At 64.6% G+C, this 26,293-nt stretch carries 25 protein-coding genes; 15 read left to right on the forward strand and 10 right to left on the reverse strand.

The window, feature by feature from the left end; translation table 11 throughout:
• Positions 1 to 4 precede the first annotated feature (4 nt).
• Positions 5 to 829: an FKBP-type peptidyl-prolyl cis-trans isomerase gene (locus M9921_00600; GenBank protein ID MCO5295333.1), complete on the reverse strand. Its 825-nt coding sequence runs from the start codon at positions 827 to 829 to the stop codon at positions 5 to 7.
• Positions 830 to 859: 30 nt separating this feature from the next.
• Complete coding sequence (locus tag M9921_00605) at positions 860 to 1,987, reverse strand: hypothetical protein (protein MCO5295334.1); 1,128 nt, start codon at positions 1,985 to 1,987, stop codon at positions 860 to 862.
• A 170-nt stretch (positions 1,988 to 2,157) separates the two neighbouring features.
• On the opposite strand from M9921_00605, the gene M9921_00610 reads away from it, so the two are divergent.
• Complete coding sequence (locus M9921_00610; protein MCO5295335.1) at positions 2,158 to 4,311, forward strand: CHASE domain-containing protein; 2,154 nt, start codon at positions 2,158 to 2,160, stop codon at positions 4,309 to 4,311.
• Between the two features lie 54 nt (positions 4,312 to 4,365).
• On the opposite strand, the gene M9921_00615 is transcribed toward M9921_00610, so the two are convergent.
• On the reverse strand, positions 4,366 to 5,670 hold the full coding sequence (locus tag M9921_00615; GenBank protein MCO5295336.1) for a hypothetical protein: 1,305 nt from the start codon (positions 5,668 to 5,670) through the stop codon (positions 4,366 to 4,368).
• Between the two features lie 358 nt (positions 5,671 to 6,028).
• Here M9921_00615 and M9921_00620 point away from each other — a divergent pair, with 358 nt between their 5' ends.
• The 5 genes from M9921_00620 to M9921_00640 are packed head-to-tail and all read left to right on the forward strand — an operon-like array spanning position 6,029 to position 11,039.
• Complete coding sequence (locus M9921_00620) at positions 6,029 to 7,207, forward strand: hypothetical protein (GenBank protein MCO5295337.1); 1,179 nt, start codon at positions 6,029 to 6,031, stop codon at positions 7,205 to 7,207.
• Between the two features lie 57 nt (positions 7,208 to 7,264).
• Positions 7,265 to 8,977: an amidase gene (locus M9921_00625; protein MCO5295338.1), complete on the forward strand. Its 1,713-nt coding sequence runs from the start codon at positions 7,265 to 7,267 to the stop codon at positions 8,975 to 8,977.
• Between the two features lie 11 nt (positions 8,978 to 8,988).
• On the forward strand, positions 8,989 to 9,864 hold the full coding sequence (locus tag M9921_00630) for a hypothetical protein (protein MCO5295339.1): 876 nt from the start codon (positions 8,989 to 8,991) through the stop codon (positions 9,862 to 9,864).
• A 41-nt stretch (positions 9,865 to 9,905) separates the two neighbouring features.
• The gene (locus tag M9921_00635; GenBank protein MCO5295340.1) at positions 9,906 to 10,124 is read left to right on the forward strand and encodes a hypothetical protein; all 219 of its coding nucleotides are present in this window, start codon (positions 9,906 to 9,908) and stop codon (positions 10,122 to 10,124) included.
• Positions 10,125 to 10,169: 45 nt separating this feature from the next.
• The gene (locus M9921_00640) at positions 10,170 to 11,039 is read left to right on the forward strand and encodes a hypothetical protein (protein ID MCO5295341.1); all 870 of its coding nucleotides are present in this window, start codon (positions 10,170 to 10,172) and stop codon (positions 11,037 to 11,039) included.
• Here the strand turns inward: M9921_00640 and M9921_00645 are convergent.
• The gene (locus M9921_00645) at positions 11,036 to 12,820 is read right to left on the reverse strand and encodes a hypothetical protein (GenBank protein MCO5295342.1); all 1,785 of its coding nucleotides are present in this window, start codon (positions 12,818 to 12,820) and stop codon (positions 11,036 to 11,038) included. The two genes, M9921_00640 and M9921_00645, sit on opposite strands and share 4 nt — an antisense overlap.
• Before the next feature lie 219 nt (positions 12,821 to 13,039).
• On the opposite strand from M9921_00645, the gene M9921_00650 reads away from it, so the two are divergent.
• Positions 13,040 to 13,453 carry a hypothetical protein gene (locus M9921_00650; protein MCO5295343.1) on the forward strand — a complete coding sequence of 138 codons (414 nt, stop codon included), beginning with the start codon at positions 13,040 to 13,042 and terminating at the stop codon, positions 13,451 to 13,453.
• Here M9921_00650 and M9921_00655 read toward each other — a convergent pair.
• Complete coding sequence (locus M9921_00655) at positions 13,450 to 13,830, reverse strand: DUF423 domain-containing protein (protein ID MCO5295344.1); 381 nt, start codon at positions 13,828 to 13,830, stop codon at positions 13,450 to 13,452. The genes M9921_00650 and M9921_00655 overlap by 4 nt on opposite strands.
• Before the next feature lie 29 nt (positions 13,831 to 13,859).
• On the reverse strand, positions 13,860 to 14,438 hold the full coding sequence (locus M9921_00660) for a DUF1287 domain-containing protein (protein MCO5295345.1): 579 nt from the start codon (positions 14,436 to 14,438) through the stop codon (positions 13,860 to 13,862).
• A 69-nt stretch (positions 14,439 to 14,507) separates the two neighbouring features.
• Between M9921_00660 and M9921_00665 the strand changes: the two genes are divergently transcribed.
• The gene (locus M9921_00665) at positions 14,508 to 15,560 is read left to right on the forward strand and encodes a M42 family metallopeptidase (protein ID MCO5295346.1); all 1,053 of its coding nucleotides are present in this window, start codon (positions 14,508 to 14,510) and stop codon (positions 15,558 to 15,560) included.
• A 43-nt stretch (positions 15,561 to 15,603) separates the two neighbouring features.
• Here the strand turns inward: M9921_00665 and M9921_00670 are convergent, their stop codons facing one another.
• Entirely contained in the window at positions 15,604 to 16,362 is a 759-nt protein-coding gene (locus tag M9921_00670; protein MCO5295347.1) for a PD-(D/E)XK nuclease family protein, read from the reverse strand.
• Between the two features lie 58 nt (positions 16,363 to 16,420).
• Between M9921_00670 and M9921_00675 the strand changes: the two genes are divergently transcribed.
• A complete protein-coding gene (locus tag M9921_00675; GenBank protein MCO5295348.1) occupies positions 16,421 to 17,257 on the forward strand; it encodes a hypothetical protein in 837 nt (278 codons plus the stop codon).
• Between the two features lie 3 nt (positions 17,258 to 17,260).
• Here the strand turns inward: M9921_00675 and M9921_00680 are convergent, their stop codons facing one another.
• From M9921_00680 to M9921_00690, 3 genes are all read right to left on the reverse strand, one after another.
• Entirely contained in the window at positions 17,261 to 18,856 is a 1,596-nt protein-coding gene (locus M9921_00680) for a GAF domain-containing protein (protein MCO5295349.1), read from the reverse strand.
• Positions 18,857 to 18,932: 76 nt separating this feature from the next.
• Positions 18,933 to 20,162 (reverse strand): insulinase family protein, encoded by a 1,230-nt coding sequence (locus tag M9921_00685; GenBank protein ID MCO5295350.1) that lies wholly within the window; start codon positions 20,160 to 20,162, stop codon positions 18,933 to 18,935.
• Positions 20,163 to 20,173: 11 nt separating this feature from the next.
• Positions 20,174 to 20,941: a fumarylacetoacetate hydrolase family protein gene (locus M9921_00690; protein MCO5295351.1), complete on the reverse strand. Its 768-nt coding sequence runs from the start codon at positions 20,939 to 20,941 to the stop codon at positions 20,174 to 20,176.
• 130 nt (positions 20,942 to 21,071) lie between these two features.
• Here M9921_00690 and M9921_00695 point away from each other — a divergent pair, with 130 nt between their 5' ends.
• The 6 genes from M9921_00695 to M9921_00720 all read left to right on the forward strand — a co-directional run bounded on the left by M9921_00695 (position 21,072) and on the right by M9921_00720 (position 26,279).
• Complete coding sequence (locus M9921_00695) at positions 21,072 to 21,479, forward strand: response regulator (GenBank protein ID MCO5295352.1); 408 nt, start codon at positions 21,072 to 21,074, stop codon at positions 21,477 to 21,479.
• A gap of 136 nt (positions 21,480 to 21,615) precedes the next feature.
• A complete protein-coding gene (locus M9921_00700) occupies positions 21,616 to 22,635 on the forward strand; it encodes a LacI family transcriptional regulator (GenBank protein MCO5295353.1) in 1,020 nt (339 codons plus the stop codon).
• Positions 22,581 to 24,734 carry an alpha amylase N-terminal ig-like domain-containing protein gene (locus M9921_00705; protein ID MCO5295354.1) on the forward strand — a complete coding sequence of 718 codons (2,154 nt, stop codon included), beginning with the start codon at positions 22,581 to 22,583 and terminating at the stop codon, positions 24,732 to 24,734. The genes M9921_00700 and M9921_00705 overlap by 55 nt, the downstream gene beginning before the upstream one ends.
• Positions 24,731 to 25,576, forward strand: coding sequence for a prepilin-type N-terminal cleavage/methylation domain-containing protein (locus tag M9921_00710; GenBank protein ID MCO5295355.1), 846 nt, complete (start codon positions 24,731 to 24,733; stop codon positions 25,574 to 25,576). The genes M9921_00705 and M9921_00710 overlap by 4 nt, the downstream gene beginning before the upstream one ends.
• Positions 25,577 to 25,581: 5 nt before the next feature.
• Positions 25,582 to 25,833: a hypothetical protein gene (locus M9921_00715; protein ID MCO5295356.1), complete on the forward strand. Its 252-nt coding sequence runs from the start codon at positions 25,582 to 25,584 to the stop codon at positions 25,831 to 25,833.
• 92 nt (positions 25,834 to 25,925) lie between these two features.
• Complete coding sequence (locus M9921_00720; protein ID MCO5295357.1) at positions 25,926 to 26,279, forward strand: hypothetical protein; 354 nt, start codon at positions 25,926 to 25,928, stop codon at positions 26,277 to 26,279.
• The last annotated feature ends 14 nt before the right edge of the window (positions 26,280 to 26,293 follow it).

Genomic DNA, 26,293 nt, shown 5'->3' on the forward strand with positions numbered 1-26,293 from the left:
GGACTTAGCCGCCGGGCTGGATCTTCAGCATTTCGATGGTGAAGAGCAACGTGGCGTCCGGAGGGATCGAAGGGGGGTTGCCGCGTCCCCCGTAGGCGACCTCGGGAGGCAGCCGCAGTTTGCGAACCCCGCCGACCCGCATGCCCGTGATTCCCGCGTCAAAGCCGGGAACAACGTCGTTGGCCCCGAGGGTGAACGTGAACGGCGTGCCTCGTCCTCGGCTCGAGTCGAAGACGTCGCCATTGGCGAGTGTGCCCTCGTACTCCACCGTGACCTTGTCGCCAGCCTTGGCCTGCGGGCCCGTGCCGAGCTTCACGTCCGTCTTGTCGTAGATCTGCTCTTCGCCCTTCTTCACCACGTCGAGCAGCTTGACATCGAAGTAGAGGTCGGCTTTCGGCGGAACCTTGGGGGGCGAGCCTTGGTCTCCGTACGCCAGGGAAGCCGGGATCGAAATCTTGCGCGTTCCGCCGACCTTCATGCCGACGACCCCCTCATCCCATCCCTTGATCACGAAGCCCGTACCGAGCCTGAAGGCGAGAGGGGCCCCGCCCTCCATGTTGCTGTCGAACAGCGCTCCATCCGCCAGCGTTCCCTTGTACAGGACTGCGACGAGGTCGCCGGTCTCCGCGGTGGGGCCCTTTCCCACCTCCTGATCCTCGATCTTCAGCTCCTTGAGGGTGCCGAGCGGAACGGCCGGCTTCTTCGTGGTCTGTTCCGAGCCCGTTCCCCCCGTGGTGTTCGTCGAGGCATCGGTCGATTGGGCTTTGTCGCCACACCCCGCCGCCAAGAGGCCGAGGCAGACGATGGGCACGAGGAAACGGGCTTTCATGGACGGGAATGTACCCCTTCGGGGGCGGCCCTAGCCGCCCCGAAGTTGAAGTCGCTTGTCGCCGAACACGAAGGTGAGGTTCCACTCGCCGTCGGGGACGGCGGAGCCAAGCAGCGCGCGCTGTTTCGCATCGAGGTCCGAGAGTCGCAAATAGCCTCGTTGCGCGTGGAGGGCCCGCTGCTGGGGCGTCAGGCTCGCTTGGAGTTCCTTGAGGGCTCCAATTGAGATCGAAGCCTGGCCGACTTTCATTGGGGCGAGCTTCGACAACTCGTCCAAATGGAGCTTGAGTTGCGGGAGCCCCTGCATCCCCTCGAGTTCTCGGAGTTTTGACAACTCGCCCAGGTGGAGCTTGAGTTGCGAAAGCTCCTGCAGGTCCTTGCCTTGGAGAACGCCGGCTTCCGCTAGCGCGCGTTCGATCTGTCCCTTCAGTTCTGCCTGGTTCGGCATGGCTGCGCGCGCTCGATCCATCGCTTTGCGCTCGGCTTCCATGGCCTTGCGAAGGTCGGCGATCTGCGGGGGGGAGAGCTCGTGGAGGCCCTTGCCTTGGAGCACTCCCGCCTTCTCCATCTCCTTTTGGGCTTCCGCAAGCGCGCGTTCGATCTGTTCCTTCAGTTCCGCTTGGTTCGGCATGACCACGCGCGCTCGTTCCATCGCCATGCGCTCGCCTTCCAGGGCCTTGCGAAGGTCGAGGGCCTGCGGCGTTCCCAGTTCGCGAATCCGCAACGGGGCGATCGCCGCCGGGGTTCCGGCGTGCTCGCGGTTGGACAACACGTGGACTTGGCCAACTTGGACCCACACGCCGCCGTAAGCCCGCGCGATCGCATCCAACACCTCGGACAGCGCCACATCGTGCACCGAAAGGCTGAGCTGGCGATCCGCAAACTCGGCGTCCGGCGCCGCCGCGAAGTTGAGGCCTTGGGAAGCAAGCCACTGGAACACCTTGTTCATTGGCGCATTGTCGAAGGTGATCGACACCTTCTTTTGCAGGGCGGGCGATTTCTCCTGGGCGATGACCCACAGCTGCGTCTCGGCCGGGGGCGCCGGGGCGACGTGTTCGGGCGGCTTGGGAGGTTCCGGCGGGTCCGACTTCTGGGCCAGGGGTGGTCCGCCGACGCCAAGCGCAAGGCTTGCGAGAAGGGTCTTCAGAAACATGCTCATCGTTATCAACTCCTCATGCGGTGCTTTCATGGCATCTACGAGATGGACCGAATTCTGCGTTCCAGGGTCCTAGGACTCGAGTTGCGGCGAAAGACCACCGACTCAATGAGTGTCCTTGGATCGCACACGACCAACGTCCTCGGCTCGGAGTGGGTAAACAGGGAAAACCAATGGCGAAGCAACAAGTGGGGGCGGACGTCGAACTGCAGAAGAGCCTGGCGGCTGTTCGTGCTCGACTGCCAATCCTCGTCTTTGCTGGGTGCATGCTCCTCGCCGCGGTCGTCTCGCGCCAGCTCACCATCGCGCGCGAGTCCGCCGAGACCGCTCAGGTGGAATCCGCTTCGCACGCGATGCTCGAGGAGATGCAGCTCCGACTCAACGCCTACGAAGTCATGCTGCGGAGCACTGCCTCGTTCATCTCGAACCGACCGGAGTTCGATCGGGACGCCTTCGAGGGCTTCATCACCTCGCAGAGCATTCGCGACTCGTTCCCAGGCGTGCTGGCGATCGGGTATGCGGTGTGGGGTGGTCCGGCCACAACACCCACGGCGAAGATCCGGTACGTCGAACCTGCCCAACCCGAGAATGCGCGGGTCATGGGCTTCGATCTCATGAGCGAGCCAGCGCGGCGCGAAGCGATCGAAGCGTGCATCCGGACCGGGGATCCCGTCGCGACGTCCCCCGTCACTCTCTCGCAGGACCAAGGCTCTCCGAGAACCGGCCCCGGCGTCGTGTTGTTGGCCCCTGTTCGTTCCGAGCCCCTCGACCACAACTCTCCGGTCCGCGGGATCGCCTTTCTCTCGTTCCGGACGAGGGACTTCTTTCAGGCCATTCTCGCCACCACGCCTCCTATCACCTTTTCGGTCACGGACGGTGCGACCTTGCTCGGGGGCGCGGCACCTCGTTCCGACAAGTCGGAGAACGTTCGGACCACCGAGCGGCCGGTGCTTTGTGCTGGAAGAACTTGGACCTTTCGCGGTTGGAGCAACGTGGGGTCGTGGCCGGGATTCCCCACGGGGTATGCCATTTATGGGATCGGGTTGCTCGTGGCCACTTTCCTCTCGGTGACGGTCAGCCGCGAGATTCGAGGCAGAGAGGCAGCCGAGCGGATGGCGGAGCGGGTGAGGGAGTCCGAACGTGCGGCCGCCGGCGCGGAGGAGCGCTATCGCCTGTTCGTCGCACAAAGCTCCGAGGCCATTTGGCGCTTCGAGTGCTCCAAACCTCTCGACGTCAAGATGCCGCCGTCCGAACAGGCGGCAGCGCTGCTTTCCGACGCGAAGATCGAGGAGTGCAACTCGGCATTCGCTCTCATGTGCGGGGCCGAGTTGCCGGACGAATTGGTGGGCCGATCCATCGCCGAGGTGTTCGGAGACGGATCTTGGCTCCCTAAGTTCCTCGCAGGGTTCGTCGAAAGGGGATATCGCGTCGTGGGCTTCGAATCCGAGGACCACGTGGACGGTGCTCCGCGCTTCCATCTTCACAGCCTGGTGGGAGTCCTCGAGAACGGCTTCCTGAGACGGGGGTGGGGTGTTGTCCGCTCGGTGACCACCGAACGCCTCGCCCAGCGCGAGATTCTCCAACTCAACCTCGAACTGGAAGATCGTGTGAACGCCCGGACCTCGGAACTTCACGAGGCTAACCAGGAGATGGAGGCGTTCACCTACACCGTGTCGCACGACCTGCGCTCGCCGCTGCGAACCATGGCCGGATTCGGGAGGATCCTGCGCGAGGATTACGGCGATCGCTTGGACGAGGAAGGGCGGACCCTTCTTGGACGCATCGAATCCGCCGCTGTACGCTTGTCCCAATTGATCGATGCGCTGTTGGGTTACTCCCGACTTTCCCGGGTCGCCATGGAGGTGCGCGAACTTGATTTCTCGGAAACTGCGAGTCGAATCGCAGAAGAGATACGGGAGGCGAAGGCCGAGTCCGTCGACGTCTGGGTCGAACCGGGTCTATCGATCCGTGCCGACCCCGAGCTCCTCGAGATTCTCCTCGCGAATCTTCTGTCCAACGCGTTCAAATTCACCTCCCGCACGGCCAACCCAAGGATAGAAGTGGGCAAGGTCGGGGACGAGTTCTTCGTTCGCGACAACGGCGCCGGCTTCGATCCGGCCTTCTCCCAGCGCCTGTTTCGCGCGTTCGAGCGCCTTCACAATGAACGGGAGTTCCCAGGCACCGGGATCGGGCTGGCGAGCGTCGAGAGGATCGTTGCGAGGCACCGGGGTTCGGTACGCGCCGAATCGGCGCCCGGCGAGGGAGCGACGTTCTACTTCCGTCTCGAAGGCGGCACGCAGGGAGAGGGCTCGGGCGCCGTGGCATAGGGAAGGCCCGAGACCTCTATCGAGGTTCGGGCCTTCGGATTGGCGGGCTCTGGGTTAGGGTCGACCCACGTGCCAGGTCGCACGGTCGATCGTGGCGAAGAGCGGCACCGTGGTCTCTGCGGCAACGGGCCTCCACTCGAACCTCGCGCGCATCCGACGTGTCGACGCGTTCACGAATCGAGCCGGGTTCGAGCCGATGGTCCACGAAAGCGGCACCAACGTCGTCGGCGCGGCGCGGCGAGCGATCTCCACCCAGTGGTTCGTCGAGTAGTCGAACAGACTCACCTTCAACTCGTTGCCCTGTTGGTTGACGAAGGCGTCGAGATTGAATTTGAGGCTTGTGATGTTCGCCACCGGCGAGAGCCCTTCGATGATCACCGAAATCGGATAGATCGTCTCGGAGGCGTTGCTTTGGCGAACCTTGAGAGAACTGCCGTCCACGATCCACAGGTCGATGAAGTCCCCATCCACGTACTGTCCAGCCAAGATCGTGTAGTTGAAGGGGAAGGCCTCGCTGATCGTGCCTCCCGTCTCGACCACGAGGAGGAGGTTCGCAAGTCCGGGGGGTCCGCCGAAATTCTCTGCCTCGGTCTCGTCGTAGATGCCATCGGGTTGAGGATCGTTGTCGTAGTAGAACAGGTCCTCGCTCGAACCAGACGTGACCCCACCGCCGCTGAACATGGTCCAGAACTGGGGCATGAACGCGCCTTCACCAGAGGCTACTGGCGCGCGAATCTGCGAGGCAAAGTAGAAGCTGCCGTCGGGGACGATCACTCCAGCGATGGAGATGTCGAACGTGATCTTCCAGTCTCCCGTGCTGGGGAAGGCGTAGAAGCCCCCGAAGTCGGCGAGGACGCCCGAAAACGCGGAAACGCCTGCTCCGCGTCCGGACACGAAACTGTCGTGGACGATCCAGCGCAAAATGACCTGCTGGGTCGACTCCACGTGGTAGCCCACCGTCATGTTGGTCCAGGGCTGGCCGTTGCTTGAGGAGACCATCACGGCGTCGTCCAAGGCGCTTGGCATCGGGAACTCGGGTCCGGTGTAGAAGTAGGTCCCGTCGATGTCGTTCTTGTAGCCGATCGCCGAAGCATAGGGGCCACCATGGGGGTTGACTTGGCCCGGCTTGGTGGAAGCCTTGACCCGCACCGCATGGAAGGGCACCTTCATGCCCTGCGCCGACTGGTACGTGCCATCGGCCCGGCGCACCATGCCGAAGGTCAGCTCCATGACGCCCGAAAACGACTGGATCTCTCCTTTGGTGCCGGATCTCGATCCCAGTCCGACGCTCTGTGCAGATGCCGTGCCGACCAAAGTGGCCGCCACCAGGCCCGCAACGAACAAATTGCCAAGTTTCACTCGATCCTCCTCGGATTCAACGATTATTATAAGAGAGGAGTTGCCGACCACCAAATGGGGCGGGCGAGACTCAACCGTCTCTTGGATGGAGGTTGCCCCGGAATTGTTCCGGGGCGACGGCGCGACTCCAGGGAGTTTGCGAGTGAACACGGTGATTCGTCTGTTCTTGGGGGCTTTGGCCGTGGCCGCCCTGACCTCGATGCCACAGGCCCAACAATTCCGGTCGGGGCCGCCGCTTTTCAGTCCCGAAAAGCGATCGCGACCGTACCCTGGGTCTCTGCGCAGCGTCCAGCCACTTCGCGTCGCGCGGGTGGATCGCCTGGGACGGATCGTTGGAAGGTGGAAACCGGTTGTCTCGGTGGACTGGCCGGAAGATCCCTGGTTCGTCGCGTTTGACTGCTTCGAGGCGGATCCGGACAGCGCCGACGGCACGCCGTACGACGGCGGCTACGGAGTCAACTACAACTCCCCCGGGAATGGATCCGACCGCTGGTTCTTCGGTCCGACGTACGCGAACATGTTCGCCGTGAACGACATGGTGGTCGCTCCGGCATTCGCCTTGGGAAGCGCCTCGCGCACGTCGTTCTCCTGGTATTGGGGAGGCGCCGCCAACGAGCGATGCATCATCGTCATCGCCACTTGGGAGCGTTTTGGCGACACGGAGGCCGGGGTCGCCCCGAACGAGGCGGCCGAGACCCTACTAGACGCGTGGGCCTTCGACTTCGGCACCACGCTCACCGAAGGGGGCTACTTCGCGGGGATCAACCTTGCGAGCCCGGATGTGTTCCGACTTCCGGCAGACGGCAGGGGCGCGTACTCGATGACGATTGCACGCGACGTGGGCGCCGGCGGGATCACGCTGGCATCGCTGGCGCAGCCCTTTCTCTGGTTCACCAAGCCGGAGAACCCGAGCTTCCAGGGTCCGCTGCAGTGGGACGACGACAATCCCGCAGATGGTGTTCACCGAACGAATCCGCCGGGCCCCGCCGAGGATGTAGAGTTGTACGACTACACCGGCGCGGTCAGCGCCCCCGTGCCCGCCGGGGTGATGACGGCCTTCTACTCGAAGGCGCAGGCGGTGCCTCCAACATCCCTCTTGGTCGTCAACGGGGTGAACTTGGGCGGCGGCATTCCCGCGATCGTCAAGAGCGACGACGTGAGGCAGGGGGTTCGCCTCAATCCTGCAGCGGAGCAAGTGGGCCATCAACTGCAGCTCGTGCTGACCGCGACGAGCCCTCTCGCGTCCCCGACGAGTTTGGAGCTCGTGATCGAGGACAACTCGAGCGTCACCGGGGTGAGGCGCACGGTCGATCTCTTCGATTTCGTTGCCAACCGCTGGGAGGCCGTGGACGCCCGCTTTGAAAGCCTCGCCGACCGGACGAGCGTCGCAGTGGCATCGGGCGACCTCTCGAGGTTCGTCAGAGCCGGAACGGGAGAGATGCGGGCGAAGGTGGGTTACGATCTCGTGGCCGCCGATCTCTTCTTCGTCTGGCAGGCCCAGATCGATCTGGCCATGTTTCGCGTCGGCCACCCGTAGCGGGATTAGCCCCGTTTTCGGAAGGAGACGGGGCCTTCGCCGTGGAAGGAACTCCCGATGCAGTTCGACACCGCTCTGTCAAGAAAGGAGTTCCTGCGCGGGCTCATGGCTGCGACCGCGGCCGGCGCGATGGCCCCGCGGGGAGCTGCGCAGGGTCAAAGTCCGCCCTCCGACCCCGCCGCGGTGACTGCAGACGACCTCAAGGTCCTGGAAAAGGTCTTCGCCATCGAGTTCACGGACGAGGAGCGGGCGGCTTTGGTCAACTCGGTGCGTGGCGCGCGTAGGGGCTTTGAGAACATCCGAACGCTTCCCATCGACTACACGGTCGAACCCCCGACGCCCTTTTCTCCCCTTCCAGGGCGCAGCCGGGTCGCCAGTGCGCCGCGAGGGGTCAGTGTGCGCCCATCGCCCCCGACGGTGAAGGAGGTCCCGAAAGGCGAGGAGCTCGCCTTCCAGTCGGTCCGCAACCTGGGCGAGCTCCTTCGCACGCGGAAGGTCACGTCGGTTCAACTCACCCAGCTCTATCTGGAGCGGCTGCGGCGATACGGCGACGCGTTGCTGTGCGTCGTCACCCTCACCCCGGATCTTGCGCTGAAGCAGGCCGAGCAAGCCGACGCGGAGATTCGAGCGGGGAAGTCCCGGGGGCCTCTGCACGGGATTCCCTGCGGCGTCAAAGACCTGCTCGCAACCAAGGGCATTCCAACCACCTGGGGCGCGGACCCCTACAAGGATCAGGTTTTCGACTACGATGCCGCAGTCGTCGAGCGCCTGCGCGATGCCGGAGCGGTCTTGGTCGCGAAGCTCAGCATGGGAGCCCTGGCGCAGGGCGACGTCTGGTTCAAGGGCAGGACCCGAAACCCGTGGAATCCCGCTACGGGGTCCTCCGGCTCGAGCGCGGGCTCGGCCGCCGCGACCGCGGCGGGACTCGTGGGCTTTGCGATTGGGACCGAGACGCTGGGTTCCATCGTTTCCCCGAGCCACGTGTGCCGGGTCACCGGCCTCCGTCCCACCTACGGCCGGGTCAGCCGCCGCGGTGCGATGGCCGTGAGTTGGACGATGGACAAGATTGGAATCCTTTGCCGCGAGGTGGAGGACTGCGCTCTGGTCTTCGCCGCGATTTGCGGCGCGGACCCCGGCGACCCGAGCAGCGTGGAGCGGCCGTTTCACTACGATCCGCGCGTGGACCTTTCGCGTCTGCGCATCGGGTATCTCTCCAGCGCGGGAACCGAAGGGGAGGCGGCGGCTCCCCAATCCGTGGGCTATCTCAAGCGGCTGCTCGATCTCGGGGCCAAGCTTGAGCCCGTGGTGGTCGATCCGATTCCAAGCGGGGCGAACCTGGTGCTCGGCGTCGAGGCGTCGGCGGCCTTCGACGCGTTCACGCGGGGAGACGCGATCGACGAGCTGAAGAACAGCGCGTGGCCGAGCACCTATCGTTCCAACCGCTACGTGCCCGCGGTCGAGTATCTGCAGGCCCAGCGTGCGCGGACCTTGCTCCAGAAACGTTTCGAAGAGCAGCTCGGCGACGTGGACGTGCTTGTGGCCGACGAGCGCGGCGGGCATACTTTGTTTGTCACGAACCTGACCGGCCACCCCCAGGTGCTGGTGCCGAACGGGACCGACGACCGGGGTGCGGCGAGGAGCGTGTCGTTCATCGGCCGGCTGTACGAGGACGATCTCCTCCTGGCGGTGGCCAGGCGGTTTCAGGAGACGGGCGATGCCCACCACCTGAGACCGGATTTGTCCAAGATCGGCACAGACCTGAACCGATAGGGACGGATTCGATGGAGCGAGCAGTGTTCACCGTGGCGCTCGGGCGCCCGCCCTTCGCGGAAATGGCGATGGGGCTTGGTCGGTCCTTGAGCCTGGCCGGCGACACCACACCCCGCATCGTGATGACGGACATCGAGGGATACGACTGGGGACGCTACTTCGACAGGGTCGTGCCGCCGCCGCACGAGCGGGACGGACTGGAAAAACTGGCCGCGCTCGAATACACGGAGGCGCGTCACGTCCTCGCCCTCGACTGCGACATGCTTGCCTTCAAGAGACTCGACCCCATCTTCGAGTTCTGCCGCGGTTCGGCGCTCGCGGTGCAGGGGTGGATGATCTCGAGCGGAACTTGGCATGGGATCGACATTGGACCGACCCTCAAGGATCATGGGAGGGATGCCCTGCCAAAGTTCAACGGGGGGATGATCTACATGGAGCGTGGCCCCGAATGCGAGGCGATCGTGGCGCGGTCCCGCGAGATTGCCAACGGCTACGACGCCACCGGTTTCGCGCGGTACCGAAAGGGGCTGGCTTCGGAGGAGATCTGTCTGATGCTCGCGATGCTGGATCGACCGGGATGGACGCTCGTTCCCGAAGACAGGGACTTCCAAAACACGGCTTCAGGCCTGATCGGATTCCCCTCGATCGATATCCGAAAGGGTCGGTGCCGGTACCTCGTGCGCAGCAACCGGGTGCGGCGGGTCGAACCCATCCTGTTCCACGCCCTCTCGCTGAGGCACTTTCCCGTCTACTGGCACCAGTTGGACGCCCTCAAACGGCTGGAGCGGTACGAGGATCGACACCCCCAAGGCTACACCCCACCCTGGCGCACGTGGGCGCGGACCGTTTACCGCTTCATCTACCGTCACATCAGCCATCGACTGTAGAAAGCGCGTGCGTATGGCCCGCAACCGGCATAGAATGAGCCATGAGTCTGTGGATCGCACTGATGGCCGCGACGGTTCTTGGACAGGGGCCCGGAGACCTTGAGGACCGAGTGGCGGAGGTCCTTCCCGCGGCTTCCGAGGAGCGGTGGCTCGCGATCCCGTGGCGGCTCGATCTGGACGAGGCCCGACGCGACGCGCAGACGACGGGCAAGCCGCTCTTCCTGTGGATCATGAACGGCCACCCGTTCGGCTGCACGTGAAACAACGGCCTGTGGGACCGGTCGGTCACCTTCAGCGATGCGCGCGTGATCCAGAAGCTCACGACGGAGTTCATCCCGTTTGCCGGAGACACGCACGAGTTGCAGAACGGGAGATCCGCGGCACGCAACTGGTTCGTCGCCATGGCGCGGACGGTCAACCCCCGGATTTCCGACGGGCAGACCGCGCAGGGCTTCTACACTGCGTCGCCGGACGGCAAGGGTCTCGGCTTCAACAACAACCGCTCCGTGGAGAGAGTGCTGGGGTTGTTGGACCTTGGTCTGGCGAAGTCATCGCCGGCGTCGGGTCCGATCGAGCCGGCGCCCGGCGACCGTGGCGGCGCCCGCGAAGACGTCTTCGTCGCCCGCACGTTTACCCGCATCCGTCCGTTGCCGCCTGGATCCGCCGAGTCGAACAAGAACGTCGCGCGCGATCATCTGTGGATCTACCCGGCCGACGTGGAGGCGATCCTGGCGGGGAAGGGCGACCGCTTTCCGGCTCCCGCTGCGTTCGCCAGGCGCCTGGCCCGATTTCACTTGGTGGACAACGTGAGGGGCGAACCGGACATGTGGTCCGCGAGCGAGGTCCGTAAAGCGGAGCTGTTCGTCGTCCGGGACCCGCGCGGCTTCAAGCTTGAGGGCGACTTTGAGATGGAGACCGCCAACGGGAGCCGCGGACTCGACGCCTCGTTCGAGGGCTGGATCGAACTCGACGGAGGGACGATCAAACGCTTCCTGGGCCTCGCGAAGGGCAAGGCTTGGGGGGCGGGGCGCTACACGCCCAATCCGCCCGAAGGGGTGTTTCCCATCGTCGTTGCGATGGTCGAGGCGAACGATGCGGCGTCCAGGCGAGTCCCACCCCAGGGGCTGCTGTGGGGTCCCGAGTATCGGGGCTCCGGGGCGTTCGCGGGTCGCTAGCCCTTGTGCGGGACGCCGTCGTAGTACAGGCCCTCGCGCAAGGCCCGCTTCTGGAGATCTCCCGGCGCCGCGTCGTCGATCTTCGTGCCCGTGCGCGTGCTGAGCTCGGGCAGAATCCGCACCTCGATCTCTTCGCCGTCGCGAAGGACGCGCAGGAGGAGAACCTCGTCCGTGGTGGCCTTCTCGAGGATGGGTTGCAGGGTGGCGTAGATCGCTCGCGTTGTCGGGAGCTTGAGACTCTTGCCGTTGGCCTCGATGATCCGGTCGCCGTCCCGGAGACGGTCTTTCGCCGGGCCGTGGACGTTGCGGACGCGGACGGCTTGCTCGGCGCGAACCGCAGCCCAGTCGAAACCAACGTCGACGAACCGATCCAGCCGCTCGGACATCCGAAGACCGATCTTGGCCAACTGCTCCTCGACGGGAAGTTCGCCGGGCTGCATGACGATCTTGTCGTAGAACGGGCCGAGGGCGGGTCCCCCAAAGCGTACGCACTGTTTTCGGATCTCATCCTCCGCAAAGCCCGGCTTCCCGTTTCGGCAAAGATCCCACAGGGCGCGCATCACGTCGTCGAGGGATCGCTTGCCGCCGGTCTGGCTGCGGATTTCGATGTCCAGACACAGGCCCAAAAGCCACCCCGTGTCGTAGTAGCTGACGCCGAACCCTTGGCTGTTTCCTCTGCCGCCGGCCGCCTCGCCAACGCGGAAGCTGGCGTCGTAGGGCGACACCTCGAGCCGCTGCGGTCGAGCCCGCACCGTGCGCACGTTGTCGAGGATGTCTTGGTGGAACCGGTCCGTATCCCACCAGCCGTATCGGTGCAGAAGGTGGTGGGCGTAGTAGTCGGTCACGCCCTCCAGCCACCAGAGCGCTCCGGTCTTGGGCAGTTGCGTGTAGTCGAAGGGGCCCAGGGGTGCGGACCGGATGCGCTTGACGTTCCAGAGGTGGAAGAATTCGTGCGCCAGGACGGACACGGCCCTCGGGCCCACTCCGCTTGCGAGCGAGATCTGGGTGCTGGAAAGGTGTTCGAGCCCTCCCGCTCCGTCCGGGCTGTCGTTGACGTTGAAGTGCCACACGTACTTGGAGTAGGGCAGGCCGCCGAAGAAGTCGCCTTCGGACTCGGTGACGAAGCGGCACGCCTTGACGAGACCCTCTCGGTCGACATCGTCGGCGGCCCCTCCCCGCAACGCGATGAAGTGAGGCTTGCCCTGCACCACGTAGCCCAAGAGGGCAAACTCTCCGAGCGTCGCGGGATTGTCCGCGAGCACGTCGTAGTTCGGCGCGTAGAAGGTGTTCTTGGCGCCCTTCGATTCGTCGAGCCCGATGGCGACGATCCACTTGTCCGGCATCGAGAAAGCCACCGTGCACGGTTCTCGAAGGCGATCGACCACGTAAAGGTAGGTGCTCGGGCCGCTGAAGTGCATGGCCCCGCCCACCATCGGGCTGGGGCACGTGTAACGAACGGTCACCGATTTGGCTCCGCTCGGAGCCAGCGACCAGGTCCAATCGTCGGGGTGCTGCACCTCGACGGCCTTTCCCGACTCATCTACCGCCGTCAGGTCTCGCACGTTTCGGAAGTTCGTCGTGAGCCGATAGCTGCCTGGAGCCCAACGGGGCATCTGCAGGCGGACGCCCTCGCTCGGGCTCGGAATCGTGATCGACAGCTTCAGGCTCTCATTCGCAGGATCTGGCTCGACTCGATATTGGAGGTCGGCGCCCGCCAGGGAACAGACGGCGAATGCGAGTGCGAGCAGCATGCCGCGGGTGGTGTTCTTCGTGCCACGCATGACCCCATTGTGACCGACCGGGTAGGGTAACTCGAAGTGGAGATGGCGAACGACGAAGCAAGGAGAATCCTCGAAGAGCTGAAAGAAGGGAATCGACGATTCCGAGAGGGACGTTCCCAGCACCGGACCTATTCCCAGCCAGAGTTGGCCCATTTGGCGGCTGGACAAGCGCCGCGCGCGGCAATCGTGGCCTGTTCCGACAGCAGGGTGGTCCCCGAAGTGCTGTTCGATCAACCCCTTGGGGCGCTCTTTGTGAGCCGCGTGCCCGGCAACGTCGCCTCCGACGGGACGCGTTGGATGATCGAAATCGCGATGTCCGCCTTCGAAATCCCTCTCGTCGTCGTACTCGGGCACACCGGCTGCCTAGCCGTGAAATCGATTGTGGAGGACACCTCCGGATCCGAGGGCGGGCTCCTTCGCCTCAAGACGATCCGTGCCGTCGCTCGCGCGCGCATGCGGCCGGGTGGCGACCTGCTTCGGACCGCCGTGGAGGAGAATGCCCGGAGTTCGGTGGAGGAGTTATCGCAAGAGAGCGCGATCCTGCGTGCCGCCATCGTCGGAGGACGCACGCACGCCGTCGCGATGGTCTACGAGATGGAGACTGGGACGGTCCACGACATTGTGGGGGCCTAGGTCCCCAGCAGATCGTCCGACTGCCGCGCGGCGACGAACAGGCACAGCCAACCGGCAAGGAAGCAGATGCCGCCAAGCGGAGTGACCGCTCCCCAGACGCGCACGCCGGACAATGCGAGTGCGTAAAGGCTTCCCGAGAAGAGGACCGTTCCCGCAATGAAGAGCCAAGCTGAACGCTCGCCCCAAGACCCCAAACGCGCACCCGAGGCCCCGAGGGCCACGAGGGCCAGGGCGTGGATCATCTGATACAGGGCTCCCGTCCGAAACACTTCGAGCATCTCCGCAGGAACGCGCTCGCGAAGCCAGTGCGCGCCAAACGCGCCTGCCGCGACGCCCAAGAAGGCCAGGAGCGCACCGACTTCGAGGAACTTTCGCATCGTCCTCTGCAGGTTAGCATAGGCACGGTTCACAGCCCGTAGCGGTAGTGTCCGATGATCCTCCACGCGAAAAGCCCGTCTTCGAGTTGCGCACCGGCACCGATGTTGTGCACGATCCATCGGGTGCCGGGACGGTCGGCCGGCTCGACGACGATGCCGATGTGAAGCAGGCCCTTGCCGTTCAGGTCCCACGCCACGAGATCGCCCGGCTCGTAGGCTGCGGGAAAACCCCGAATGGGAAGCTCCGCCCCGCGGCGCCTGAAGAAGCACTGCAGGTTCGCAACGCGCCGATGGTCGATGTTGGGATCGGGCTTGGTGAGACCCCACATCTGCGGGTAGGCGGAAAAGTGGAGCCGCATGTCCTCGTGGACCAGCCTCTGGAGGTCTTGGCCGACGGCCCGATAGGCGCGCACCAGAACATCGGTGCACACCCCGCGATCTACGGGAACATCGCCGCCGGGGTAGTCGATCTTCACGTACGAGGGATCGTAGACCTTGGTCACGCCAATCTGCGCCAGCGCTGCTTCGCACAGCGCCGCCGCGCGGGCCGACGGCGTGGCCGGGGGCGCCCCGAAGGCGAGAAGAATCGCGAGAAGCACGGCATGCACAAACGCGGTTTACCGCATGCGGCGGGACCAAGGGCGCACGCCGCGGGCCGCCTTCGGTAAAACGCGAACATGGATGTGCAACTGCTGAAGCGGCTCACCGAGGCCCATGGCGTACCAGGCCAGGAGGAGGCGATCCGCGAGATCGTTCGTGAAGAGCTGGGGGCGCTGTGCGAGATCACCTCGGACGCCATGGGCAACATGATCTGCCTCAAACGGGGAAGTGGTGGCGAGCCACGCAAGAAACTGATGATCGCCGCGCACATGGATGAGATCGGTTTCGTCGTCAAACACATCGACGACAAGGGTTTTCTCCGGCTGCAGACGTTGGGAGGTTGGGACCCGCGCCAGATGGCGAGCCAGCGCGTGTTCGTGCACACGGCAGACGGCCCGCTGAACGGCGTGATGATGGCTTCCACCAAACCGAAACACCTGCTTTCGGCCGAAGAGGCCGGCCGATCGCCCCAGATTCAACAGTTCTTTGTGGACGTGGGATTGTCCAAAGAAGATGCCCAATCGAAAATTCGGTTGGGTGACATGGTCACGATGAACCGCTCGTTGCAGGAGATGGGAGACCTTCTCACGTGCAAGGCCATGGACGACCGCGTCGCGGTGTTCGTGATGATCGAAGCCCTGCGAGCGGCCAAGAGCCACGAGGTGGATGTGTTCGCCGTGGCCACGGTGCAGGAGGAGATCGGGCTGCGTGGAGCGGCGGCGAGCGGCTGGAGCGTCCACCCCGACGTGGTCGTTGCGATCGACATCACCCTGGCGAACGACATTCCCGGGATTCCGGAAGAGGACCAGATCACGCGCCTCGGCAAGGGGACCGCGATCAAGATTCTCGACTCTTCGCTCATTTGCCACCCGAAGGTCGTCGCGCACTTCCGCGACCTCGCCGAGTCGAACGGGATCGCCCACCAGATGGAGATTCTCTCGGCGGGCGGCACGGACGCGGGCGGAGTGCAGCGGCTGCACGGTGGGATTCCCGCCTTCACGCTTTCCATCCCCACCCGCTACGTGCACACCGTGAACGAGACCGTCCATCGCGAAGACGTGCAGGCGAGCATCGATCTCATGGCGCGCTACATCGAGGACGCCCACACACGGGAGTACGGCTACAGTTAGGCGCACGCCCGTCGAGCGGGCGTGGAACCCTTGGGTCGCCACGCTAGGACTCGTCCGACCACGTTGCTTGCTTGGCGCATAGCGGCACGAATTCGCAGGTACCGCACAGCGGAATGCGACGCGGTGAGACCGTGTCGAACCGCCGCGAGAGAAGCGCCTCGCCCAGCCGCAACAGATCTTCCTGTAAAGCGTCGAGCTCCGCGTCGGAGAAGTGGGCGGTGGCGCGCACGCCCCCCTTCATGGCCACAAGGGTCGCGGCGATCGGCCTGCCGGGATACCTCGCGCGAAGCAGCACCGCGTAACAGCCCATCGCGAGGTCGGTTCGCACGTCGTCTTCCGTCACCTCGGTGCGAAGGGTCTTGTAGTCGAGGATCTCCAGGGCGCCGCCCTTCGCCTCATCGACCCGATCGAGCCTCCCGGCGAGTTCGAACGGCCCCAGGCCCATCCGGAGGGTTTGCTCGATCAAGATCGTCGCGGAAGTGGCGGGTGTGCGCCGAACGTCCTCGACGTAGCTCTCGAGGATCTCCTTTCCCTCGGCGTAGGCGTCCGCCATCTCTTCGGCGCTCGAGAAGCCCGCCTCGATCCAGTTCTCCTCGTAGCTTTGGAGCACCTGGGCGACGGTCTCGACGGCCCCCTGCTCGTGGAATCGCTCCAAAACCTTGTGCAAGGAGAGCCCGAAGCTGAACGTCGGCTTGGCCCTGAGGTACCAGCGCCCGCGGGCATCGACGTACGTCCATCGGTAGCGCGTCGGGCACGCCAAGTACGTGGTGATCTTGCTGGGCGTCAAGGTCGGTTTGGCCATGAACCGCCGTCAGCATAGCGCATCCGCGGCGGCGGCTCCGGGGGTACCCTCTGCGTCGATGAAGATCCGATTGGGACATAGCCCCGACAGCGACGACGCATTCATGTTTTGGGGGCTGGCTTCGGGCGCCGTTCAGACCGATTACGAGTTCGAACACATCCTGCGCGACATCCAAACGCTGAACGAGTGGGCCAAAGAGGGGCGCCTGGAGTCCAGCGCCGTGTCGGTCCACGCCTTCGCCCACGTCGCGGACAAGTACGCGCTGCTTCGCCACGGGGGCAGTTTCGGCGAGGATTACGGCCCCATGGTCGTCGCCAAGGACCCGCAGCCCATCGACGCCGAGACGACGATCGCGGTGCCGGGTCTTCTCACGAGCGCCTACCTCGAACTGTGCCTCTGGTTCCACGACGAGCGGGGCGCCGGGATTCGGCCCAAGGTCGAAGTCGTGCCGTTCGACGAGATCATTCCGGCGGTTCTTCGCGGTGACTACTCGATGGGTCTGATCATCCACGAGGGCCAACTGACGTACGGCAGGGAAGGGCTCGTCGTGCTTCTGGACTTGGGCAAGTGGTGGAAGTCGAAGACGGGATTGCCGCTGCCTCTGGGCGTGAACGTGGTCCGGAAGGACCTCGGCGAGGATGGTGTGCGCGAAATCAGCCGTTGCATGCGCGAGAGCATCTCCGCGGGTCTCAACAACCGGAAGCAGGCCCTCGATTACGCCCTGAAGTTCGCCCGGGGCATGGACGAGGGCACCAGCGACGAGTTTGTCGGCATGTACGTGAACGAACGCACGTTGGACATGGGGCAGGAGGGCGTAGAGGCGATCAAGCTCCTGCTTCGACGCGGCGTCGAGGCCGGCCTGGTTCCGGAGATCGACGTGGACGTGGTCGACTAGCGGCTACTCGCTCCCAAGCCTCGCGAAGAGCAGTTCGGCGACCGCCCAACCCAGGCGGTTTTCGAGCTTGAATCGGCCGCCGAGCGCGCGCGCGAGGTTGTCGACGATCTGGAGCCCGAGGTGGCTCTGGTGAGCCGCATCAAAGCCTTCCGGCAGGGGGTCTCCGCTGTTGGAGACCCAGAGCCCGACCTCGCCGTCGTTCTCCTCGATGTTGATGTGCACCTCTCCCTCCCTGGTGACGCGGAACCCGTGCTCCACCGCGTTGAGAATCAGCTCGTTGAGGATCAGGGCGACCTGCGTCGCTTGAGCGGTGCCGAGGTGGACGTCCGCGCCGCGAATCTCGAACCGAAGGGTGCGATCGGGGAGAATCAGCGAGCGCTGCTGGTGCTGGACCAGCGCCTCGCCGATGGATCGAAGCCCGACGTGGTCCAGATCCTCTCGACTCAGGAGCTCGTGGACCGCCGAAATGGCGAGAATCCGGGAGAGGGTGTCGTTCAACGCCTCCTCAAGGGATTTGTATCGGCTGTGGCGCAGTTGCAGGCGAAGGAGGCTGGCGACCTGCTGGAGGTTGTTCTTGACCCGGTGGTGCATCTCCTGCATCAGCGTGGTGCGCACCTGGAGCTTGGCGTGCTCGATGCTGAGCGCCGCCTGCTTTGCCAGGGTCTCCAGGGCCTTCACCTCGTCGGGCGGAAAATCGTGGTCGTGGGTCGTGTAGCACGTCAAGACGCCCACGGATTTGCCCTGCATCGTGAGCGGCACGCAGATCATCGACTTGAGGCCCTGCTCGACGGCGAGGTCGTGGCCGATGTAATCCTCCTCCAGGAGGACGTCGGGCACGATGATCGTCCTGCCGGCTTGGATGACTCGGCCCGCGATCGACTCGCCCAGTTTGATCGCCCGCTTGCGCTGGTAGGCCTTCGCCTGCGACTGCGTGGCCCGCAGAACGAGTTCGCCGCGGGCCTCGTCGAGCAGACGGACCGTGCACACCGCGTAGTTGAACTGCTGCGCAGTGAGGTTGACGAGCAGTTGGAGGATCTCCTCCAGATAGGGACTGGCCGAGAGGGTCTTCGAGACCTCGCTCAGAGCGCCCAAGCGGTTGCTTTGCGTCCCGGCCTCGTAGGCGTTTCGGTAGCCCAGGTAACACTGGGTCGCAACGGCGACCAGTTGCTGCACCCGGCGCTTCTCGGCTGCCGTGAACTTCCAGTGACTCGACCGACGAAGCAGGACGACGCCGCAAGGCTCCCTCTCGCGCTCCATGGGGACGACGGCGAGGCCCTCCGTGTGTGTGTCCTCGAGTCCAGGGTATTTGGCGTAACTCGGGTGTCGCTCGGCGTCCTTGGTGAGAAAGATCGGCGCCCCGGTCTGAAAGGCCAGCCCGGCAACCCCCACGCTTCGCCCGATCCTGAGTCGGACGTTGTACTCGGGGGCCAGTGTGCTGGCGCGCAACACCAGCGAGCCCGGTTCCCCGATCAGCACGTCGCACACTTCGGCTTCCGTGTGCGCGAGGAGGACGTTCGCCAGTTCGGCGAGCAGCTCGTCCTCGGATCGTGCCCGTTCCATCGCCGCCAACAACGCGTCGAATCCTGGTGCCGAGGGCATGATGCGAGTGTACACAGTCGCGTCGGCCAGCCGGTGCTGAACGAGGCGCATGCGCCCGCCTTTCTTCAGCACCCAGCTAGCCGGGTCCGATCGCCGTGGTGCTCACCAGCTCTTCGGTGAGCATCTGACGGGCTTGCTCCACGACCTCGGTGTTGGTCACGGCCTCGATCTTCGAGAGCGTCTCATCGATCGGGATCTGCCGCCCGTGGTTCAGCTCGTTGCGGCTGATTCGCATCATGCGGCTGCTCATGCCCTCCAAAGCGAGCACGAGGTTTCCGGACAAGTGCCGCTTGGTGCGCTCCAACTCGTCGTCCTCGAGGCCATCCCGCATCACCCGGTCGAACTCCTGACGGACCAGCTCCTGCACTTGATCCCAGGTGCTCGGGCTGGTGCCTCCGTACACTGTGTACGCTCCGCCCGACGAGTATGCGAGGGCGTAGCTTCCGATCGCGTACACCAGGCCGCGCTTCTCGCGGATCTCCTGAAAGAGCCTGCTGCTCATGCTGCCGCCCAACGCCGAATCGAGGACGGATTGCGTGTAAAGGTCCGGGCTGGTGACGCCCACGCCGTCGGTGCCGATGCAGAAGTGGACCTGTTCCACGTCCTTCGCAATCCAGTTCTCCGCTCGCGAACCGTGCGGCGCGTCCAGGGGCTCCTGATCGCCGCCCGCGGGTATGGATCCCAGCGTACGCTCCGCGGCTTGGGCGATCGCCTTCGGATCCACGTGCCCCACCACGCTCAAGATCACATTGCCTCCGCGGTACCTCCGTTCCAGGTAGGCGGTCAGGTTGTCGCGCGAGAACCCAGAAACCGACTCCCGGGTTCCGATGACCGGTAGGCCCAGAGGGTGGCCGGGCCACCGGCTCTCCAGGTGGAGGTCGTGCACGTGGTCGCTCGGTTCGTCCTCGCTGCGCTTGATCTCCTCCAGGACCACCCCCTGTTCGCGGGCAAGCTCCTCGGGATCGATCAGGGAGTTCCGCATCATGTCGGCGAGGACCTCGATGCCGTTCTCCACATCGTCGGCCAAGGTCCGACAGTAGTAGCAGGTCGCCTCCTTGTCCGTGAACGCGTTCAGGACGCCGCCCCGTCCCTCGATGGCCTCGGCGATCTCCTTGGCCGAGCGGGAAGGCGTGCCTTTGAACAGCATGTGTTCGATCAGGTGCGTGATGCCCGCTTCGGACGCAAGCTCGTGTCGGCTTCCCGTGTGGCACCACAGGCCGATCGCGGCCGACCGGACGGTGTCGATCGGCTCGACGAGGATGCGCAGACCGTTGGCAAGGGTGAATTGTTCGATGAGGATGGACATGGGTGACTCGATCAGACGATGCGGGTTGCGAGCGTTCCGAGACGGTCGACGAACAGGTGGACTTCGTCGAACGGTTCGAGGCTCAGGGGCGATTCGGGAGCCCAAAGCGGCCCGAGAAGCACCAGGTCGCCCTCGGCCAGAGGGCTCGACTGCGATGCCTGGCTGCAGAGAGTTGCCAGCGAGGCGGGCAGGTGGGAAAGGTCGATCTCTCCCACGATCTCGGAGTTGACGCGCACCGTGCCGCGCAGTTCCAAGATCGGCCCCTGGGCTCCCGGAGACGAGGATTCGGCCAACTCGTCGGGGGTCGTGAGGAACGGTCCGCACGCCACCGCGACGTCGTACGCGCTGGCATGGGGAAGGCGGTCCTGGGCCACAAAGCAGTTGGCCAGGGTGTAGCCGAGAATCATCTCTTCGGCCTCTTCAGGCTCGACGGCCAGACCCGTCGAAGCCACCACCGCCGCGAGACAGGGAAGGATTCCCAGGGCGTCCGTCGTCGTTGGCTTGGTGAGCTCCCGACTCGGTGCGATCAGGGACGAGGGGTTGAGGTAGCGAAAGGGCGTGAAGGGAACGTCCATGCCGGAGAATCCGACCTCGTCATCGCCCAGTTCGAAGAGGCGGACGCTGGGGGGCCTACCCACCGGGGTCAACGGGACCAGATCGGTCCAGTCGTGAACGGCCGTGGGCTGCGCACCGTCCGTCTCATACACCTTGTTGTCGTGCAGGAAACCGGAGTGCACGGAACCAGGTTCGGAGATCAGTTCGAAACGGCACAGCTTCACCCAGAGAGGTTACCCTTGCGCCCTGCAAGGGCCGGAGGAGGCCCTTCCGGCCAGCCTTTTCGGGTGATTGACAGGTTCATTCGGATCAGGTAGCATCGCATCACTTCCGGAGCAGAGGTAGGATAGGCGTATGTCGCTCAAGGTTTTGGTCTGTGACGACGAAAGGCACATCGTTCGGTTGATTCAGGTCAACCTCGAGCGACAGGGTTACCAAGTGGTTACCGCCTTCGATGGGAAAGAGGGATTGGAGAAGATCCGGTCTGAAAAGCCCAACCTCGTCGTACTCGATGTGATGATGCCGTACATGGACGGGTTCGAGGTGCTCAAGACGCTGCGCCGAGATCCGGAGACCGAGAGTCTGCCCGTCATCATGCTGACCGCGAAAGCGCAGGACAAGGACGTGTTCGAGGGCTACCACTACGGGGCCGACATGTACCTTACCAAGCCCTTCAACCCGATGGAGCTGGTGACGTTCGTCAAGCGCATTGCCCAGGGCTCCGGCGGCGACGACGGCGGTCCGAAGCGCTACGAGGTCTAAGCCTCTCCCACCCGCCCGCAAATCCCGTGAAGAACATTCACGGGATTTGCGTGTTTTTGGGGTGAAGCCACGCGAGCGGTTGGCAATTCGGCCGACATGGGCTACAATGCTGTGAATACGTATTCACGGAGTCGATGTGACCCAGGAACAGATCGCCAGAATCGCGAAGGTCTCGCAAAGCACGGTCTCCCGCGTCCTTGCCGGCGACGAGCGTGTCGAGCCCCGGATTCGTGATCGTGTCGCGGCGGTGATGCTGGAGCACAACTACCGCCCGGACGTCCGTGCGCGCTCGCTCCGGAACAAGACCACGGGGATGGTCGGCCTGGTCGTCAAGCGCCCGCACGGCGGATTGAGCGACGATCCGTTCTTTGCCAATCTCTTGGCCGCACTGGTCGGAGTGCTCTCGGAGAACGGGCGGCACCTTTGCGTGGATCTGGTCCAATCCGCCTCGGGGCAGGAAGCCGTCTACGACGAGATGCTGCGCAGCCGGCGTGTGGACGGGTTGATCCTCGTCGAGCCGGAGGCAAAGGACGAGCGGATCCACCGATTGCAGCGGGAGGGCTTTCCCTTCGTCTTGATCGGCAACCCGGACGATGCCGGCAAACTCTGGTCGGTGGACAACGACAACGTCGCCGCGGGCGCCCTGGCCGCCCAACACCTGCTCGACCGCGGCTACCGCCGGATTGCCATGCTCGCAGGTCCAGAAGGCGTTTCGGTCAGCAGCGACCGGATCGAAGGGTACCGATCGACGTTGAGACGTGCTGGACTGCACCCCCGCGTCTGGCACTCGGAGTTCGGATGCGAGGCCGCGGCATCGGTTGCCGCCGAGGCGTTGCGGGATCCGATGGCTGTCGACTCCCTGGTCGTTCTGGACGATTTCATGGCGATGGGGGCCATCCAGGCCGCGAGGAGCCTGGGCCGGTCGTTGCCGGGCCAACTGGGGCTGGTGAGCTTCAACGACAGCCGCCTTTGCGACCTGCTGGAGTGCGGACTGTCGTCCGTCAGCCTCAACCTTGAGAAGCTCGTCGGTGCAGCCTGTGCTCGGCTGCTCTCGATCATCGACGGAAGGGACCCGGAGGGGCCGAGGAGGCTGCTCGTCCCGTGCGAACTCCACGTTCGCGGGTCGTCGGCGGGGCCGTTGGAGGCAACCGGGTGATCGCCCTCCTTGCCGCGTGGGTGATGTCGGGCCAAGCCACGCTCTCCCACGTGTTCGAGTATCGGAGCGAAACCGCATTGCACTCCGTCTCGCTCGCCGGAACCTTCAACAACTGGGACAAGAGCGCGACGCCGATGGCCCCCGGGCCCGACCACCGCGTGTGGCGCACGACGCTCTCGCTCGCACCTGGGAAGCACCTGTACAAATTCGTGCTCGACGGTGAGCGGTGGGTGCTCGATCCGCGCGCAGAAAGGAACGAGGATGACGGGAACGGCAACACCAACTCCGTCCTGGTACTTCTGCCCGACGAGTATCGATCGCCGGCACGGTTGGGAGACGGGGTCATTGCCCGGACGCCCCTTCGGCACGACGCGTCCATCCCCTACCGCAACTTCGATCGTGGGCGATTGACCCTCGTCCTGCGCACGCGTCCGGGCGACATCGAATCGGTCGACCTCATGCTCGGAGACAGCGCCGTTCCCATGAGGGCCTGGGAGTCCGACGAGATGGCCGCACGCTACGCGGCCTCGATTCCCTGGGACGGCAAACGAACCGTGCGCTACTCGTTTCGGCTCAAGGACGGCGCCACCGTCCTGCACTTCGGGCCGCGGGGCGCAGACGCTCATGACGGCGGGGAGTTCGAGGTGTCCGAAGCAACCTTCCAACCATTCGTCGTTCCCCGGTGGGTCGAGCAGACCGTCCTCTATCAGATCTTTCCCGATCGCTTCGCCAACGGATCGTCCGCCAACGACCCGAAGGATCGTGTGGCGTGGGATGCCGAGCCCACTTGGTTCAACCGTTTCGGAGGCGATTTTGCGGGCGTTAGCGAGCACATCGGCTACCTGGAGTCGCTGGGAGTCGGTGCGATTTATTTCAACCCGATCTTCGCCTCTCCCTCGAACCACCGTTACGAAACAAGCGACTACCATCGCGTCGATCCCCAACTCGGAACCAACGAGGAGTTCGGCGCGCTGACTCGAGACCTGAAGAAGGCCGGGATTCGCACGATTCTCGACGGGGTGTTCAACCACACGGCGGTCGACTTCGCCCCCTTCCTCGATTTGCGAGAACACGGGGCAAGTTCGAAGTACCGCGACTGGTATTTTCCGAAATCGTTCCCGATTAGGGTCGAGGAGAATCCCAACTATGTCGCCTGGTTCGGATTTCCCTCGATGCCCAAGGTCAATCTCGGAAACGCCGAAGCGCGAGCCTACATGCTGGGGGTCCCCGCGTTTTGGCACGAGCGGGCCGAGGTGGCCGGTTGGCGTCTGGACGTCGCCAACGAGGTCCCCATGCCCTTCTGGCAGGCGTTCCGCAAGGTCGTGAAAGGGCTCGACCCCCAGATGTGGATCGTCGGCGAAGTATGGGGCGATGGATCTCCGTGGCTCGGCGGGGACCAGTGGGACTCCGTGATGGACTACCCCTTCCGCGAGGCGTGCCTGGGCTTCTTCGCCCGCAAGGCGACGACCTCCGAGCAGTTCCTCGGGCGCCTCATGGGCGTGGTCCAGAGTTACGCCCCGCAGGTGTCGAGGAATCTGATGAACCTGCTCAGCAGCCACGACACGCCCCGCTTCATCACCCTTTGCGGCGACGACCCTGCGATGGCGCGCCTCGCCGCCTTGGTCCAGTTCACCTGGGTCGGGGCCCCAAGCGTCTACTACGGCGAGGAGCTGGGAATGCTCGGAGGCGCCGATCCCCTGAACCGCCGCGGAATGCGGTGGGACCTCGCCACGGACGCCAATCCCATGCTTCGTTGGTACCGCGCGCTGGGCGCCCTGCGGGGGGCAGTGCCTGCCCTGCAGTCGGGGGACCCGGAACCGCTTCCGGGCTCCGGTCCGGACGTCGTGGCCTTCGCGCGGAGCTATCAGGGAGTCCGGGTCGTCGTCGCGGTGAATCGGGCGGGGTCGCCGAAACCCTTCGACGCGGATCTCAAGGGTCCCAAGGAGGGCTGGGTCGACGCCCTGTCGGGCGAGAGGCACTCCTCCTTGGGCATCACCTTGCCCGCCCAGGGAGCGGCGGTCCTCCTGCCGGCGACCCCCGCCCACCTCGAACTTTCCTCATCCCTCATACGGATCCTCGGATCCAAGGAGTCATCATGAAACAACGCAGAGACGGGGGGTTCACCCTCATCGAGCTCTTGGTCGTCATCGCGATCATCGCCATCCTCGCGGCGATTCTCTTCCCAGTGTTCGCCCAAGCGAAGCAGGCTGCGAAGAAGATCACCACGATCAGCAATCTCAAGCAGATTCTGTTGGCGTCGATCATGTACCAGGGGGACTACGACGACGTCTACGCGCCGAAGGTGCGCGTCGGCTTCGGGCCGAGCCAAGGCGGAGGCGATCCCACCAACGCGATGTCGTTCGACAAGCTCGTATTCGACTACATGAAGAACGCCGAGCTGTTCACCTCGCCGGTCGATCCCAACCAGAAGTTCCGCACGCCGAACGGGTTCTATCGCCGCAGCTTCGGGCTTGCCAGCAACCTCTTTCGAGGCGTGCAGGTCGCTCCGGGCTACTGGGGCAGCTTCGTCGGTAAGGCCGCGATCAGCGCATCGGCCGTTCCGGCTCCCGCGTCCACGATCGCCATGGGCGAGCGACGCATGTGCCCGGATCCAAACGTGGGCAATCCGTGGACCGACGATTCGTGGTTCTGGTGCATCGAGATCAACCACACCCGCGCCTTGGAGCAGCCCTACGGCGAAGTGAGCTACTCCTTCACCGAGGGGGCGAACTGGTCGTTCGCGGACGGCCATGCCAAGTGGGCGAAGAAGAACGGCGTGAGGCAGTCGGATGGAGCCCTGGTGGGAACCCGCTTCCCGGGTTACGCCGAAAAGGCCGCCTGGTGGGTGGGTTCCCCGGACCCGTACTGGGACACCGGCCTGTCGTGCTTTGATTCGGGATGGGCTGCGACCGACGGAGACTGCCCGCTCCCTCCGCAGTAAGAGCGATGAAGCAGGAACTCTCTCCCGTCAAAGCGGCCGGTCTGATCGGACTCGCGATCGTCGTGCTGGGCGGCGCCCTCTACTGGTTCATGGGCACGGAGGCCGGTCAGGGCCATCCGCCCGAAACCGAGAGGATCAAACCGGAAGAGGCACGCCAGCGATACGATCAGTACAACGGCGGGCCTGGAGGCGGCCCGGGAGGCACGGGCGCAGAAGCTGCGGCCCGTGCCCGGGGCGTGCCGCCGCCCGGCGGCTAGGCGAGCCGAAGTGTCGGGAGGGCGGCCCGCTCTCCCAACACTTTGAGCCCGAACTGGTCTCGTTGGCCTGAAATGTGCCACCTTAGACGTCGATGGACTCGTTCTCGAACTTAACACAGCTCAGCCTGCTCGACGTCTTGCTGTGGCCCGTCGCCGCGGCCATCCTCGGCGCCCTCATTTGGATTCTGGGGAACCGGTATGAGGAGGACGACGGCAGCCCGTTGGTCAAGTGGATCGCCGTGGCGCCCGTCGGTTTCGCCCTGGTCAAAGGGTTTTCCCTGGTCCTACGCGTGATGGGCAACTCCGTCGATGCCGTGATCTATCGTGACGCCATCGGTGGCCGCAAGATGTTGTTCGCCCACTACGCCGCGTTTGTGATCCCGCTGCTGGTCGCCATCGGCATTGCCGCATGGTTCACCGTCCGCCGCAACCAGGACCGCATCTGATCCCACAAGGGCTT

This window comes from Fimbriimonadaceae bacterium (assembly GCA_023957775.1).
Taxonomy (GTDB): Bacteria; Armatimonadota; Fimbriimonadia; order Fimbriimonadales; family Fimbriimonadaceae; genus JAMLGR01.